Annotated in this window: 11 protein-coding genes and 2 tRNA genes; 7 read left to right on the plus strand and 6 right to left on the minus strand. The window is 68.5% G+C overall.

What is annotated here, in order from left to right; translation table 11 throughout:
* Nucleotides 1-159: 159 nt before the first annotated feature.
* From D0C15_RS30810 to D0C15_RS30820, 3 genes are all read right to left on the minus strand, one after another.
* Nucleotides 160-233: transfer RNA gene (locus tag D0C15_RS30810), tRNA-Met, on the minus strand.
* A gap of 50 nt (nt 234-283) precedes the next feature.
* A tRNA-Thr gene (locus tag D0C15_RS30815) sits at nt 284-356 on the minus strand.
* A gap of 79 nt (nt 357-435) precedes the next feature.
* Nucleotides 436-3,069 (minus strand): putative bifunctional diguanylate cyclase/phosphodiesterase, encoded by a 2,634-nt coding sequence (locus D0C15_RS30820; protein WP_116051594.1) that lies wholly within the window; start codon nt 3,067-3,069, stop codon nt 436-438.
* A gap of 303 nt (nt 3,070-3,372) precedes the next feature.
* On the opposite strand from D0C15_RS30820, the gene lon reads away from it, so the two are divergent.
* Nucleotides 3,373-5,805, plus strand: a complete 2,433-nt coding sequence (gene lon / locus D0C15_RS30825) for an endopeptidase La (protein WP_116051595.1) — start codon at nt 3,373-3,375, stop codon at nt 5,803-5,805.
* Nucleotides 5,806-6,054: 249 nt separating this feature from the next.
* Nucleotides 6,055-7,218: an alkaline phosphatase PhoX gene (locus tag D0C15_RS30830; protein ID WP_116051596.1), complete on the plus strand. Its 1,164-nt coding sequence runs from the start codon at nt 6,055-6,057 to the stop codon at nt 7,216-7,218.
* On the opposite strand, the gene D0C15_RS30835 is transcribed toward D0C15_RS30830, so the two are convergent.
* A complete protein-coding gene (locus D0C15_RS30835; protein ID WP_116051597.1) occupies nt 7,181-7,888 on the minus strand; it encodes a DedA family protein in 708 nt (235 codons plus the stop codon). The genes D0C15_RS30830 and D0C15_RS30835 overlap by 38 nt on opposite strands.
* A 135-nt stretch (nt 7,889-8,023) precedes the next feature.
* On the opposite strand from D0C15_RS30835, the gene D0C15_RS30840 reads away from it, so the two are divergent.
* Together D0C15_RS30840 and D0C15_RS30845 are read left to right on the plus strand one after the other, a co-directional pair.
* Nucleotides 8,024-9,184 (plus strand): sensor histidine kinase, encoded by a 1,161-nt coding sequence (locus D0C15_RS30840; RefSeq protein ID WP_245976427.1) that lies wholly within the window; start codon nt 8,024-8,026, stop codon nt 9,182-9,184.
* Nucleotides 9,185-9,385: 201 nt separating this feature from the next.
* Nucleotides 9,386-10,030 (plus strand): response regulator, encoded by a 645-nt coding sequence (locus D0C15_RS30845; RefSeq protein WP_116051598.1) that lies wholly within the window; start codon nt 9,386-9,388, stop codon nt 10,028-10,030.
* A 59-nt stretch (nt 10,031-10,089) separates the two neighbouring features.
* On the opposite strand, the gene D0C15_RS30850 is transcribed toward D0C15_RS30845, so the two are convergent.
* Together D0C15_RS30850 and D0C15_RS30855 are read right to left on the minus strand one after the other, a co-directional pair.
* Complete coding sequence (locus D0C15_RS30850) at nt 10,090-10,308, minus strand: dodecin (protein WP_116051599.1); 219 nt, start codon at nt 10,306-10,308, stop codon at nt 10,090-10,092.
* 87 nt (nt 10,309-10,395) lie between these two features.
* Nucleotides 10,396-11,856 (minus strand): MFS transporter, encoded by a 1,461-nt coding sequence (locus D0C15_RS30855; protein WP_116051600.1) that lies wholly within the window; start codon nt 11,854-11,856, stop codon nt 10,396-10,398.
* Between the two features lie 244 nt (nt 11,857-12,100).
* On the opposite strand from D0C15_RS30855, the gene D0C15_RS30860 reads away from it, so the two are divergent.
* The 3 genes from D0C15_RS30860 to D0C15_RS30870 are packed head-to-tail and all read left to right on the plus strand — an operon-like array spanning nt 12,101 to nt 14,254.
* Nucleotides 12,101-13,144: an aromatic ring-hydroxylating dioxygenase subunit alpha gene (locus D0C15_RS30860; protein ID WP_116051601.1), complete on the plus strand. Its 1,044-nt coding sequence runs from the start codon at nt 12,101-12,103 to the stop codon at nt 13,142-13,144.
* The gene (locus D0C15_RS30865) at nt 13,141-13,320 is read left to right on the plus strand and encodes a hypothetical protein (RefSeq protein WP_116051602.1); all 180 of its coding nucleotides are present in this window, start codon (nt 13,141-13,143) and stop codon (nt 13,318-13,320) included. The genes D0C15_RS30860 and D0C15_RS30865 overlap by 4 nt, the downstream gene beginning before the upstream one ends.
* Entirely contained in the window at nt 13,313-14,254 is a 942-nt protein-coding gene (locus D0C15_RS30870) for a PDR/VanB family oxidoreductase (RefSeq protein ID WP_116051603.1), read from the plus strand. The genes D0C15_RS30865 and D0C15_RS30870 overlap by 8 nt, the downstream gene beginning before the upstream one ends.
* Nucleotides 14,255-14,487: the final 233 nt, after the last annotated feature.

The raw sequence follows: 14,487 nt of genomic DNA on the forward strand, positions 1-14,487 counted from the left end.
GTCCCCACCTAGGTGGGTTTCTGGGGTCGGACTCCGCACGAAGCCGACCACCGGGGGTCCAGGGGGCTTGCCCCCTGGCTGGGTCTGGGGCTGGGCCCCAGAGTGATGGCGGAACGGATCAGGTTCGCGCGGTTGGCGAACACAACCCACCCATCCGTGTAGCGGGAGCGGGACTTGAACCCGCGACACCACGATTATGAGCCGTGTGCTCTAACCACCTGAGCTACCCCGCCTCAACGATCACTCCGCGGTCAGCATACCTGCCTGCGCGGAGTGATCACCGAGCCCCAATACGGAATCGAACCGTAGACCTTCTCCTTACCATGGAGACGCTCTGCCGACTGAGCTATTGGGGCGTGCTCAACCTCAAGCCTCGAAAAGAGTACACAGAGCCGGAACTCACGCTTCTACCGGGGTACCCATCTGGGGAAAACCTCAGCTCAGCAGGGTCAGGATGGTCTCCGCCTGCCGCCCTGGCGAGCGCGTCGTCCTGGCCTGCAACCAGGCCTCCAGACGCTCCTCCGACAGCGGCCGGGAGATCAGGTAGCCCTGCGCGACGTCGCAGCCCATCGCCTCCAGCTGGTCGCGTGCGACGTCCTCCTCGACTCCCTCGGCGACCACGGTGAGGCCGAGCGAGTGGCCGAGCTCGACGATCGAACGGACCACCGCGAGATCACCGAGATCGGTCCCCATCCCGAGTACGAAGCTCTTGTCGATCTTGACCTGGTCCACCGGCAGCTGGCGCAGGTACGCCAGCGACGAGTACCCGGTGCCGAAGTCGTCGACGGCGAGCACGATGCCCAGCTCGTGCAGCTCCCGCAGGATGGGCAGGGCCCGCTGCGGATCGGCCATCACGCCGGATTCGGTGAGTTCGAAGGTGAGCAGCTGCGCGGGCACGTCGAACCGGCGCAGCGCGGCCACGACCTTGGCCGGGAAGTCGGCATCGGCGAGGTTGCGGACCGACAGGTTCACCGCGGCGGAGATCCGCAGGCCCTCGTCGAGCCATTTGCGCACGCGGCGCAGCGACTGTTCGAGCACGAACTCGGTGAGCGCACCGATGAGCCCTGCCGCCTCGACCGCGGGCACGAACTCGTCCGGGTCGAGCTTGCCGAACTCGGGGTGCTGCCAGCGCACGAGCGCCTCGACACCCTGCACCTGCCGTCCTGGCAGGGAGACCTTCGGCTGGTAGTGCACGCTGACCTGGCCGTCCTCAAGCGACTGCCGGAACTGGGTGACCAGCTGGAACCGGCGCATGAAGATCTGCCCCATGCTCGGCACGTACCCACGGACCTCCTCGCCACCTCGGGTGGCCCGCACGGCGACGTCGGCGCGCTGCAGCATGCCGTCCACGTCCACCGGCTCGTCGGTCTCCTCCACCACCGTGGCCGCGTACCCGACCATCGCGTTGGCCTCGACCGTGAGGCGATCCACCGGGTAGGGCTCGGAAAGCTCGGCCCGCAACCGCTCCGCGGTGTCGTGGGCCTGCTGGGGCGTGTGATCGACCAGCAAAGCGGCGAACGAAGCGCCCTCCAGCCTGGCCAGCGGGACCTGCTGGCCGAGCGCGTCGCGAATGCGCCTGCCCGCGGCGATGACCATCCGGTCGGCCCAGGCGTAGCCGAGGGCGTCGCTGACGGTGGAGAACACGTCCAGGTCCACCCGGAGCACCACGGCGCCGTCGCGCTCCCGCAGCGGTTCCCTGGCGACCTGGCGGAAGCCCGGCCGGTTCAGCAGGCCGGTGAGCGGATCGTGGTAGGCGTCGTGGCGCAGTGTCGCGAGCAGCCGGCGGTTGTCCAGTGAGGTGGCCAGGTGGCTGGCCATGGTGCCGAGCAGCTGGACGTCGTACTTGCCGAACCCGCGCCATCGGGAGAGCCGATCGTGCGCCTCGACGACGCCGAGCAGCTGGTTCGCGCTGCGCAGGGGCACGACCAGCGCCTCCTGCGCTCCCCGGTCGAGCAGCGCGGCGCGAACGTCGGGATTGGCCTCGGTGATCCGGAAGTGGCGAACGTGGGCACCGGGCAGCCGCATCAGCGGATCGTCCGCGACGGCGTCGCCCGGCGGCAGCGGCTCGCCGACCACCACCGAGCGCATGACGTCGTCGGGCTCGAGGCGCAGCCTGAGCACGACCCTGCCCGCCGCCAGCTGGTCCTTGACCCGCTCCGCGATCGTCACCCACTCATCGATGTCCACGCCCTTGCCCAGCTCGTCGATGCGGCTGGCCGGCCGGGCCGCGGCCTGCTGCCCCGACCTCGCGACCATCAGGCTCACGTCGGAAAGGGCCTCCATATCGCGTTGTTCACGCAACAGGTCGGAGTAGGCCCAGTAGAGCGCGGCGAGGCCGAGGAACACGGCGAGCACCAGCGGCCAGGCCGCGGGCTCGTTGGCGATGACAAGGTAGCCGGACAGTCCGACCGAGGCGTTCACGAAGCCGACCACGAGGATCCGTCCGGTCAGCCGCAGCGCGGTGCCGATCCGCATCCTCCTGCGGAGCACGCGCACGGCCGCCAGCGCGAGCAACGTGCTGGCCAGCGGCGCTGTCAGCGTTCCGGCCAGTGCGGCGACCCAGGGCATACCCTCCGCGCCCATGGCCTGTTTGACCAGTCCCGCGACGGCGAATGCGCTGGTGATCTCGAGCAGGAAGGCGCCCGCGTTGTAGAGCACTCTGCCGGAGACCCTCCGAGCCAGCAGTGTGCTGATACCCGCGATGACGTGCGCCGCGAGCACCACCTCGAACGGCGCGATGAAGAACCCGATGACCAGTGGAATCTCGGTGAAGGAAATCGTCCATGAAATACCGCTGCGGACGTCGACGTTGATCCCGAGTTGTTCCGCGAGCAGGAATGCGACCGCGAGCAGCGGGCCGATCCACAGGAGTTCCGTGCCGCCCTCGAACGGCAGCCAGGACGAGACCGCGACCGCGGCGACAACGCCCGCGGTGAGTACGACCGCCGTGTACAGACGGAACCGGCGTTCGTCGGACCGCGACTCACTGCTTGCGCTGTTTCCGACCGGCGTGGCCGGTGGAGACGCAGCCGAGGTCGAACCGGCGGAATGGCCGTGTGACTCCGGCATGCAACCTCCTCGTCCCTCTGCGCGAACGAGAACTCACTGTACCCCGGAGGGCGTATATCGGCCGCGCAACGACCCTCATCAGATCACCTCAGCGTTAACACCGGGCCAACAAGGACGCGACGGGCCGACCACCGGGTGACATCACCTTGGAAATCATCGCCGCGAGTGACCGGTTTCGGCCCCGGAATTTATTCCCCCGGACGGGTCCGGGTGGCGCTCGCTACCAGCGAACACGGAAGGGAAACAAACTCGGGCTCCGCAAAGTTGAGCCCTATGCACTCAACAGCGAAGGAGCGGACAAACATGAGCCGAACACAGCTGCTCCCCATACTCACCCTGCACGACGACGTCGTACTGCCCGGCATGATCGTCCCGCTCGACCTCGGGGACGACGAGACGCGCGCGGCCGTCGACGCGGCGCAGGCCAGGACGCCGAGTGCCGAGAGCCTGCCGGGCATCCGCTCCGGCCAGACGCGCCCGGCAGAATTGCTGGTCGTTCCGCGGGTCGATGGAGAACTCGCCGAGATCGGCACGGTGGCGACCATTGAACGGGTCGGCCGTATGCCCGACGGTGAGCCCGCAGCGCTGGTGCGCGGCACACGCCGGGCCCTCGTCGGCGCGGACGGCGGCGACCCCGGCGACGTCCGCTGGGTGCTGGCCACCGACGCCGAGGAAACGCAGGCAGACGAGCGCGCACGGGAACTGGCCGCGGAGTACAAGGCCGTTGTGATCTCGGTACTGCAGCATCGCGGGATCGGGCAGATGATCGACGCGGTGCAGCAGCTGGATGACCCCTCCACCATCGCCGACCTCTCCGGCAACGCCCCCTACCTGAGCGCCGCGCAGAAACTGGAGCTGCTGCGCACGCTGGACGTGGCCGAGCGGCTGGAGAAGGCACTGAAGACCGGCCGCGAGCACCTGGCCGAGCTGGAGGTCAGCGACACCATTCGCAAGGACGTCGCCGACGGCATGGAGAAGCAGCAGAAGGAATTCCTGCTGCGCCGTCAGCTTGAGGCGATCCGCAAGGAGCTCGGCGAGCTGGACGGCAGCGACGCCGAGGACGACTACCGCACCAGGGTGGAGGCCGCCGAACTGCCGGAGCACGTGCGCAAGGCCGCGCTGAGCGAGGTGGAGAAGCTGGAGCGGACGTCGGAACAGTCGCCGGAGGGCGGCTGGATCCGGACCTGGCTGGACACGGTGCTGGACATGCCGTGGAACACGCGGACCACCGATGTGCACGACATCGCGGCGGCAAGGGAGATCCTGGACGCCGATCACGCCGGCCTGGCCGACGTGAAGGAACGGATCATCGAGTACCTGGCGGTCCGCCAGCGTCGCGCGGAGGCATTCGACCAGCCGGACACCACTGAGGCGGGCTCGGGCGTCGTGCGCGGCAGGCACTCCGGCGCCGTGCTCGCGCTGGCCGGACCGCCCGGGGTCGGCAAGACCTCGCTGGGCGAGTCGGTGGCCAGGGCGATGGGCCGGGAGTTCGTCCGCGTCGCGCTGGGCGGTATCCGGGACGAGGCGGAGATCCGCGGGCACCGGCGTACCTACGTCGGAGCGCTGCCTGGACGCATCGTGCGGGCGATCAAGGAGTCCGGCTCGATGAACCCCGTGGTGCTGCTCGACGAAGTGGACAAGGTCGGCTCCGACTACCGGGGCGACCCGACGGCCGCGTTACTCGAGGTGCTCGATCCGGAGCAGAACCACACCTTCCGCGACCACTACCTCGAGGTCGAACTCGACCTTTCCGACGTGGTGTTCCTGGCCACGGCCAACTCGCTGGACACCATTCCCGGGCCGCTGCTGGACCGGTTGGAACTGGTCACGCTGGACGGCTACACCGAGCACGAGAAGGTCACCATCAGCCGCGATCACCTGCTGCCCCGCGAGCTGGAGCGGGCAGGTCTCGGGGTCGAGGACGTGCGGCTCACCGATTCCGCGCTGAGCCGGATCGCCGCCGAGTACACCCGCGAGGCCGGGGTACGCGAGGCGAACCGGACGATCGCGAAAGTGCTGCGCAAGATCGCTACCCGACTGGCGCTCGGCGATGCGGATCTGCCGGTGACGGTGGACGCGGACGACCTGGACGACTACCTCGGCCGGCCGCGGCACGTTCCGGAGTCATCCCTGCCGACGTCGACGCAACGCACCTCGATCCCCGGCGTCGCGACGGGTCTGGCGGTGACCGGTGCCGGTGGTGACGTTCTCTACGTGGAGGCCTCGCTGGCCGACGCCGAGACCGGCGGCACCGGGCTGACGCTGACCGGGCAGCTCGGCGAGGTGATGAAGGAGTCGGCGCAGATCGCGCTTTCGTACCTGCGTTCGCGGGGCGCGGAGCTCGAGCTGCCGGTGGGTGATCTGAAGGAGCGAGGTGTGCACATCCACGTCCCGGCGGGCGCGGTGCCGAAGGACGGGCCCTCCGCGGGGGTCACGATGACCACGGCACTGGCATCGCTGCTGTCGGGCCGGGTGGCACGGGCGGACGTCGCCATGACCGGCGAGGTGTCGCTGACCGGCAGGGTCCTGCCGATCGGCGGGGTCAAGCAGAAGCTGCTGGCCGCGCACCGGGCGGGGATGACCACGGTGATCATCCCGCAGCGCAACGAGGCCGACCTGGACGACGTGCCCGCCGAGGTACTCAGCCAGCTCGACGTGCACCCGGTGGCCAGCGTGCGGGAGGTGCTCGACCTGGCACTGGAGCCGGCTGCCTCCCCGGTGGCACAGGCCGCCTAACCCGGCCAGTCCCAAGCCGAGGGGGCACTTTCGTTGGGAAAGTGCCCCCTCGGCCCTCTCGCACTTTCCCGGGAAAGTGCGAGTCCGCCCACGGCGTCGCCCAGGTCACGCGCCACCCGGCGTCGCACTTTCCCGGGAAAGTGCGAGAGATGTTCACCCCGGCGCCGATTCGCGTCGACCACAAGCTGTACTCGGATAAGTACTCTCCGATCCGCTCCCATCAGTCCCCGCGGATTCTCGGAGGTACACGTGAAAAGACGCCATTTCCTGCGCGCAGCCGTGGTCGGCGCCGGTGTCACGGCGTTCGGCAACACCCTCTCCCCTGCCGCACTCGCTGATCCCGCACAGAACGGGTCGAGCCCGTACGGGCCGCTCGGGCAGGCCGACGGCAACGGGATCCAGTTGCCTTCGGGTTTCACCAGCCGGGTGGTCGCCCGATCCGGCCAGCAGGTCGCGGGAACCGGATACACCTGGCATCGGGCTCCGGACGGCGGAGCTGTGTTCGCCGATGGGGACGGCTGGATCTATGTGTCCAACTCGGAGATCACCCCCGGCGGCGGAGCGAGCGCGATCCGGTTCGGTTCCGGCGGCGACATCGTCGGCGCGCACCGGATCCTCGAGGACAGCCGGCAGAACTGTGCCGGAGGCGCCACCCCGTGGGAAACCTGGCTCTCCTGCGAGGAGACCGACCGCGGGTACGTCTTCGAGTGCGATCCGCGGGGACCTGCCTCGTCGGCCGTACGGCGGGCGGCGATGGGCCGGTTCAAGCACGAGGCCGCCGCCGCGGACCCCGTCCGGAAGGTGATCTACCAGACCGAGGACGTGTCCGACGGCTGCTTCTACCGCTTCATCCCGGACACCTGGGGCGAGCTGAGCTCGGGCACCCTCCAGGTACTGACCGCGGGCTCGGCGACGTCGGGCTCGTTCACCTGGACGACGGTCGGAGATCCGGACGGCTATCCGACGGCCACGCGCAACCAGGTCTCCGGCGCCAAGCGATTCAACGGCGGCGAGGGCCTGCACTACGCGAACGACACGGCCTGGTTCACCACGAAGGGCGACAACCGGGTGTGGCAGGTGAACCTCGCCGCGAACACCTATGAACTGGCCTACGACGACTCACTGGTCAGCCCGGGTAACCCGCCGCTGACCGGGGTGGACAACGTCACCGGCTCGACCAGTGGAGACCTGTTCGTCGCCGAGGACGGCGGGAACATGGAGATCTGCATCATCACCCCGGATGACGTCGTCGCGCCGTTCCTGCGGATCAACGGCCAGAGCGATTCGGAGATCACCGGCCCCGCCTTCACCCCCGCGGGAGACCGGCTGTACTTCTCCTCGCAGCGCGGTACCTCGGGATCGTCGAGCGGGGGCATCACCTACGAGGTGCGTGGTCCGTTCCGGACGGCTTGATCACGCGGGTCTGCTCGGTGTCGTGCTGTTCGCCTCCCCGCCTGCCGCCGCGGAGGCGAACAGTCACGAACACCGCGACAGCCAGCACGAGGAGGCCGATCACGATCTTCTGGAACACGCTCGCGTAGTCCTGCACGAGATGCCAGTTCTCGCCGAGGCCGTAACCGGCGAGCACGAAAATCGTGTTCCACAGGAGACTGCCGACCGTGGTGAGCGCGAGGAAGACCGGGAACCGCATCCGTTCGACCCCCGCGGGCAGGGAGATGAGGCTGCGGAACAGCGGCACCATCCGGCCGAGGAACACGGCCTTGGTGCCGTGCCGGGCGAACCACGCCTCGGTGCGGTCGAAGTCGGCGGCCTTGAGCAGGGGGATCCGGATGACCAGGGCCCTGGTCCTTTCCCTGCCGAGCAACAGGCCGAGGTAGTAAACGATGATCGCGCCGAGCACCGAGCCCGCTGTGGTCCAGAACAGTGCGCCCGCCAGGCTGAACGTTCCCTGACTCGCGGAGAACCCGGCGAGTGGCAACACCAGTTCACTTGGGATCGGCGGGAAGAGATTGTCCATGCCCACGATGAGCGCGGCTCCCGGGCCGCCTAGGGACTCCATCAACTGGACGGCCCAGCCCGCGAGCCCGTCGAGGGACTCAGCGGCGGCGAGGTGTGTGGTCATGGGTGCCTTCCTCCTGGTGTTTCGGTCGTCATCGACGCTAGGAATCCGGCGGGGCGGGCACCATGAGGTACACGGCCCGGTGTACCTGTGGAAAACCGCAGTCCGGCTGGCCGCTTCGATGGCTAACCTGCGGTGGTGACCACTGGAGCCGACCTGAGCACGGTGCGGCGGGTCGGTGTGAGCACCGTCGGTCTGCTGATCGGCGGCGCGACCGCCTTCGTCGAGTTCGGCTATGTCGTGCTCACCGCGCCGCTGCTGCTGTTTCCGGCCACGCGCTCGCGGGCGTTCGCAGGCGCCCGCGTACTGGCCGAGTTGGAGCGGCGGCGGATCGCGAAGTACCTCGACAGCGAGGCGTCGGGGGACTACGCCGGTTTCCGCGCGCTGCAGTACCTCGCGGTCCGGTCGATCGTGGGCGGGCTCGGTGCCGGGATCTTTCTGCTGATGTTGTTCGGCACGATCGGCGGTGTCATCATGCTCGGCCAGGTGCTGAGTGGACTGCCGGTGGGCGGCACCGACCCCGTTGGCACGGACTCGGATTGGTACGACCCCGTAGCGGTGCTGCTGTTCGGCACGCTGCTGGCGTTCCTGGCCGTACAAGGCCTGGTGGGGGTGGCCTCATTGGACCGGCATCTGGCACAACACTTTCTCGGGCCGACCTCACAGGAACTGTTGCGGCGCAGGCTTTCGTTCGTCACTCGGAGCCGCGCGGAGGTGGTGGACGCCGTCAATGACGAGCGCCGCCGGATCGAACGCGCGCTGCACGACGGGGTGCAGCAACGGCTGGTGGCCCTCGGCATGGTGCTGGGCAGGGCACGGCGGTCGTCCGATCCGGACCGGACGGACGAGCTGCTGCGCCAGGCCCACGAGGAGGCGCAGCAGGCGCTGCTGGATCTGCGTGAGGTGGCGTGGCGGGTGTATCCGGTCGCACTGGATTCCGGCGGACTGCACGGCGCGCTGGAGTCTCTCGCCGAACGCTCCAGCGTGCCGGTGACACTGACGTTCGGGCCGGCCGGACAGCTGGACACCGCGATCGAGACCGTCGCCTACTTCGTGGTCTCGGAGGCGGTGACCAACACGATCAAACACGCGCGGGCGGATCGAATCGAGGTCGACGTGTCCCGCACCGGCGGCGTACTCGTCGTGTCCGTCCGCGACAACGGCGCCGGCGGCGCCAGGCCGGCCGGTGACGGCCTGTCCGGCCTCGCCCGGAGGGTGTCCGCCGCCGACGGCAGGTTCACGGTGGACAGTCCCCCCGGCGGCCCGACCACGATTCGGGCGGAACTACCGTGCGAATAGCCCGGCAATCCCCGTCCCCGACCGGGTTTGGAGCGTCTGCAAGTACGCCCAAGCAAGATCGACATCGCCGTTTTCCGCTACCAAGCCAGACGCCGACGCGAGCCAAGTTGGTAGCGGTTAACGACGCCGATGATCTTGCTTGGGGGTACTTGCAGACATCCCAAATGGAGTCGGGGACGGCAGGGAGGGGGCGGAGTCGCGATGCGGTTGGTGCTCGCTGAGGACTCGACGTTGTTGCGGGAGGGGCTGGTGCGCCTGCTGGCCGAGGAGGGGCATGAGGTCGTCGCGGCCGTCGGTGACGGGGCCGCACTCCTCGACGCGGCGCGCGAGCACCGGCCCGACGTCGTCGTGACCGACGTACGGATGCCGCCCACACATACCGACGAGGGACTGCGTGCCGCGCTGGAGATCCGCCGGCGCTGGCCGGAGATCGGGGTACTCGTGCTCTCCCAGTACATCGAGAAGCGGTACGCGACCGAGCTGATCACCGGCGACACCGGGGGCGTCGGCTACCTGCTCAAGGACCGGGTCGTGCAGGTCGGGGAGTTCCTCGACGCGCTGGAGCGCGTGGGCACCGGCGGCGCGGCGTTCGACCCGGAGGTCGTGCGCCGCCTGCTGGCCCGCACCAGCCACGCCGACCCACTGTCCCGGCTCACCGCGCGGGAGAACGAGGTGCTCGGCCTGATGGCACAGGGCCACACCAACGCCGGGATCGCCGGACAGCTCTACATCTCCCAGAGTGCGGTGGAAAAGCACGTGAACGCGATCTTCGACAAGCTGGACCTGGGACACACCACGGGGTTCAGCCGGAGGGTGCTCGCGGTACTGCGCTACCTCGGTTCCTAGCCCGGCTCCGCGTCAGCGGAGCTCGCCCTCCAGCAGGCCCATCGTGAACGGCCTCCCGACTACGAGCCCGGCTCCTCGAGCCGGAAGCCGACCTTCATGCCGACCTGCACGTAGCCGATGTCGTCGTTCTCGATGACGCCGCGAATCTCGGTCACCTCGAACCAGTCGAGGCCCCGCAACGTCTCTCCCGCACGCTTGAGTCCGCCCCGGATGGCGTCGTCGACACCCTCCGACGAGGTCCCGACGATCTCGGTCACGCGATAGGTCTTGTCAGCCATGGCCGCCTCCAACTAGGTGGGTGGACCACTCAGTGTGCAACGGGTGGCGAGCATCCGCAGTGCACCAGCACCCGTCCGGGGCTGCGATCAGGCGAGCGCGGCGGCAGGGGCCCTTTCCCGGACGAACAGGTACATAACCGCCGACGTGAGCATGATCCCGCCTGCCACCCAGGTGCCGACCGCCCAGCTTCCGGTCACGTCCCGGAGCACACCGCTGACCACCGGGCTGGCCACAGCGCCGATTTCGGAGATCAGGTTCAGCAGGCCGAACGCCGAGCCACGCTGCGACTCGGGCACGAGATCGCCGGTGATCCCCTGCGCGATCGGTTGCAGGGCGTTGAAGAAAAGCCCGGACACGAACAGCAGCGAGCCGAGCAGCAGCAGCGACGGCTTCTCACCGTCGCTGATGGACAGTGCGAACGCGAAGACCAGCAGCGAGTAGATCACCGTGAACGAGATCAGCAGCGGCTTGCGGCCCTGGCCACGGCGTAGTGCGCGGTCGGCGAGCCAGCCACCGACGGGGAACCCGAGAATGCCGGCTCCCGCATTGAAGGCGGCGGTCAGTGCGGCCGCGAGCAGCGAACTGTTGGCGGTCTCCCGGACGATCTCGACGGACCAGAAGCTGAAGAACCACAGGTTCCACAGGATCGCCGTATAGGCGATGTAGACGATCACGATGTCGCGGCCGAGCAGGGTCGCCGCCTCGGCCGTGCGGCGCAGCCGCAGCACGATCACGGCGATCACGACCGCCGCTAGCGCACCGGAACCGAGCGCGGTGGCCCAGGTCGGCCAGCGCAGCTTCTCGGCGATGACGAACAGGACCAGAACCGCTGTCAGAAGCGGGGCGGAGACGGCCAGCAGGCGCAGCAGCGGTGGTCCCATCCGCAGCCGGCCACCGAGTTTGCGGTGGAAGAAGACCCAGCAGCCCAGCCCGACGATCGCCGAAACGACGGCGAAGACCAGGAACGGGACCCGCCAGGCCTCCTCGCCCAGGTTCAGCTCGGACCCCCAGCTGATCAGCAGCGGCGTCCCGATGATGCCTGCCGTCAGGCCGATGGAGAGCCCGGAGATCACCACGCCGAGGCCGAGAGTCCGGCGGCGTGGTGGGGTGTGGGTGAGGATCAGAGTGCGGTCGTTGGAGTAGAAGACGCCCTCGCCGAGCCCGGTCAGCACCCGGGCGCCGACGAACGCTATCAACCCGACCACCAGCCCGGACACCGCCGTCATGACGGCCGCCCACAACAACGAGACGACGATCATCTCGCGGTGACCGAACCGGTCTCCGAGCCGGCCGCCGGGGTATTGGGTGAGCATGTAGCCGGTGAAGAACAGCGACCCGACCAGACCGCCGAGGGCACGCGGATCGGTCGCTTCGCCGATGAAGCCGACCTCGTTCGCGATCATCCAGCTGACCACGGGCCCGGTGAGAGTCCGGTCGGCGTAGCTCACCACCCAGCCCAGCAGGAGCATCACCCACAGTCCCCGGTAGGGCGTTCCACCGTTCGGCGATCGCGTCGGCAGGAACGGGGTCGAACTGGGAGCACTCATGACGACCTCTCCGCTGAGGTGAACAACAGTGTTCGCATAATGAACTACTGTGACGAGAGCGAACAACGGAGGACCATAAGGACCGCGTCCGACCGTGTCAATGCTTGGGTTGGCGGCCGCGGAAACCGGGCACGAAAAGCACGAATTCCTTTCACTCAGTGAAAACAGCGATGGCGATCACAGGGCCGCTCCCCCGACGGTGTCGAACACAGCTCGCCCACCACCGAAGGAGCGCTGGGAGTCAATGCCGACATTCGCCAGGAACCAGTGGTACGTCGCCGCCTACAGCAGGGAGATCGGCCGCGACCTGTTCGCGCGCACGATCCTCGGCGAGCCAATCGTCTTCTACCGGACCGAAGCAGGCGAACCCGTCGCGCTCGCCGACCGCTGTGTGCACCGCCGTTTCCCGCTGTCGGAGAGCAGCCTCGACGGTGACCGGATTGTCTGCGGCTACCACGGTTTCACCTACGACACCGCCGGCACCTGCGTCGCCGTCCCCGGCCAGGCCCGCGTACCGCGCACCGCGCGGGTGCCCAGCTATCCGTTAGTGGAACAGGACTCCTTCGTGTGGGTGTGGATCGGTGATCCGGCGCGAGCGGACGCCGCCCGCATTCCCCGCGCCCCATGGCTGGCCGACCGCGACTACACCACGGTCTGCGGGATGGAGCCGCTCGCAGCGCGCTACGAACTGCTGGTGGACAACCTCATGGACCTCTCCCACGAGACCTACCTGCACGGCGGCTACATCGGCACGCCGGAAGTGGCCAGCACCCCGATCACCACAGAGGTGGACGAGGAGCGGGAGATCATCTACGTCAGCAGGCATATGGACGACGCCGAGTGCCCGGCGTTCTACGCGAAGTCGACAGGGCTCGAGGGCCGGATCACCCGCTGGCAGGACATCGAATTCCACCCGCCGTGCCTGTACCTCCTGCACAGCCGGATCGCCCCGGTCGGCGTGCTGCCTCGGGAGGACGGCAGCGATCCGGACGCCTTCCATGTCGAGGTCGTCTACGCGATCACACCGGAAACCGAGCACAGCACACACGACTTCTGGGCCGTGGCAAGGGATTTCGCGCTTGAGGACGAGGGGGTGTCGGAGTTCCTGCGGGAGAACAACCGGACCGTGGTGCTCCAGGACGTCACCGCGCTGGACATCCTGGAGCAGGTGGTGGCCACCGAGGCCGAGGGCTATCAGGAGCTGAGCATCAACATCGACACCGGCGGCCTCGCGGCAAGGCGGTTCCTGAAACGGATGATCGAGCGGGAACAGGAAGTCGGCGCATGACCGTCAGGGCGGAGATGCTGAGCGGGGACACGATCTTCCGCATTCACTGGCGATTGGGTACCGACCGGCTGGTCGGGGTGTGCCACTGCGGGGCCGAGCACCAGGCCGAGGATCCGATCGTGCTGTGGGACTGGCTGTTGGCACATCCACGACATCCGGAGGGTGGCGATGAGTGACAGCAGGGAACTTGTCGTCGCCGCCAGGGAGCAGGTCGCCGATGGTGTCCTGCGGCTGACACTGCGCGATCCCCACGGTGAGCCCGTCCCGGCCTGGGAGCCTGGCGCGCATATCGACCTGCTGCTGGCCGAGGGTTTGCAGCGCCAGTACTCGTTGTGCGGCGACCCGGCCGACCGGAAGGAACTGCGGATCGCGGTCCTGCGCGAACCCGGCGGCCGGGGCGGTTCGGCCAAAGTGCACAACGACCTGACGCAGGGCAGCACGGTACGGATTCGCGGACCACGCAACAACTTCGCGCTCGTCGAGGCCAAGCGGTACCTGTTCCTGGCTGGTGGCATCGGGATCACGCCGATCCTGCCGATGCTCGCCGCCGCGGACGCGGCCCGGGCCGACTGGCGACTGGTCTACGGCGGGCGCACCCGCTCGTCGATGGCGTTCGCCGGCGAACTGCGGGCCGCGTTCGGCGAGCGCGTGGCGATCTGCCCACAGGACGAGACGGGACTGCTCGACCTCAACACCCTGCTCGGCGAACCCGATCCGGCGACGGCGGTGTACTGCTGTGGCCCCGAACCACTGCTGGCGGCCGTACAGCAGCACTGCGTCCGCTGGCCACCGGACGCCTTGCACGTGGAGCGGTTCGCCGCCATCGCCGACGAAGGGCCACGAGCCGGATTCGACGTCGAACTCGCGCGGTCCGGGAAGACTCTCACCGTGCCCCCTGAGCGCTCGATCCTGGAAACCGTCGAGGACGCCGGTGTGCCGGTACTGTCTTCCTGCCGGGAGGGAACCTGCGGAACCTGCGAGACCGACGTGGTCGAGGGCACCCCCGACCACCGCGATTCCCTGCTCACCGGCCCGGAGCGCGAGTCGGGCGAGACGATGCTGATCTGCGTCTCCCGAGCCCACTGCGCAAAACTGGTACTCGACCTGTAGCCGCCGCAGCCCACCGCAGCCAACGCAGCCGCCGGTGTGCGCCAGGTATCGCACTTTCCCGGGAAAGTGCGATGGGGCAAGGCGCGTGACCTGGGACGAGAGGTTTTCGGACTCGCGCTTTCCCGGGAAAGTGCGAGTGGTGGTGTCGCGGGTGCGGGGAGGAGGAGCGCGTGATGGAGGGCGTGGTGGAAGAGGGTGGAGTGGAAGAGGGTGGGGTGCAAGACGTGATGGAG

The sequence above is a fragment of the Amycolatopsis palatopharyngis genome (assembly GCF_003385185.1).
Lineage (GTDB): Bacteria > Actinomycetota > Actinomycetes > Mycobacteriales > Pseudonocardiaceae > Amycolatopsis > Amycolatopsis palatopharyngis.

Coding starts and splice junctions, on each gene's coding strand:
- D0C15_RS30820 (WP_116051594.1), bottom strand. CDS start 3,069: ATGCCGGAGTCACACGGCCATTCCGCCGGTTCGACCTCGGCTGCGTCT.
- lon (WP_116051595.1), top strand. CDS start 3,373: ATGAGCCGAACACAGCTGCTCCCCATACTCACCCTGCACGACGACGTC.
- D0C15_RS30835 (WP_116051597.1), bottom strand. CDS start 7,888: ATGACCACACACCTCGCCGCCGCTGAGTCCCTCGACGGGCTCGCGGGC.
- D0C15_RS30845 (WP_116051598.1), top strand. CDS start 9,386: ATGCGGTTGGTGCTCGCTGAGGACTCGACGTTGTTGCGGGAGGGGCTG.
- D0C15_RS30850 (WP_116051599.1), bottom strand. CDS start 10,308: ATGGCTGACAAGACCTATCGCGTGACCGAGATCGTCGGGACCTCGTCG.
- D0C15_RS30855 (WP_116051600.1), bottom strand. CDS start 11,856: ATGAGTGCTCCCAGTTCGACCCCGTTCCTGCCGACGCGATCGCCGAAC.
- D0C15_RS30860 (WP_116051601.1), top strand. CDS start 12,101: ATGCCGACATTCGCCAGGAACCAGTGGTACGTCGCCGCCTACAGCAGG.
- D0C15_RS30865 (WP_116051602.1), top strand. CDS start 13,141: ATGACCGTCAGGGCGGAGATGCTGAGCGGGGACACGATCTTCCGCATT.
- D0C15_RS30870 (WP_116051603.1), top strand. CDS start 13,313: ATGAGTGACAGCAGGGAACTTGTCGTCGCCGCCAGGGAGCAGGTCGCC.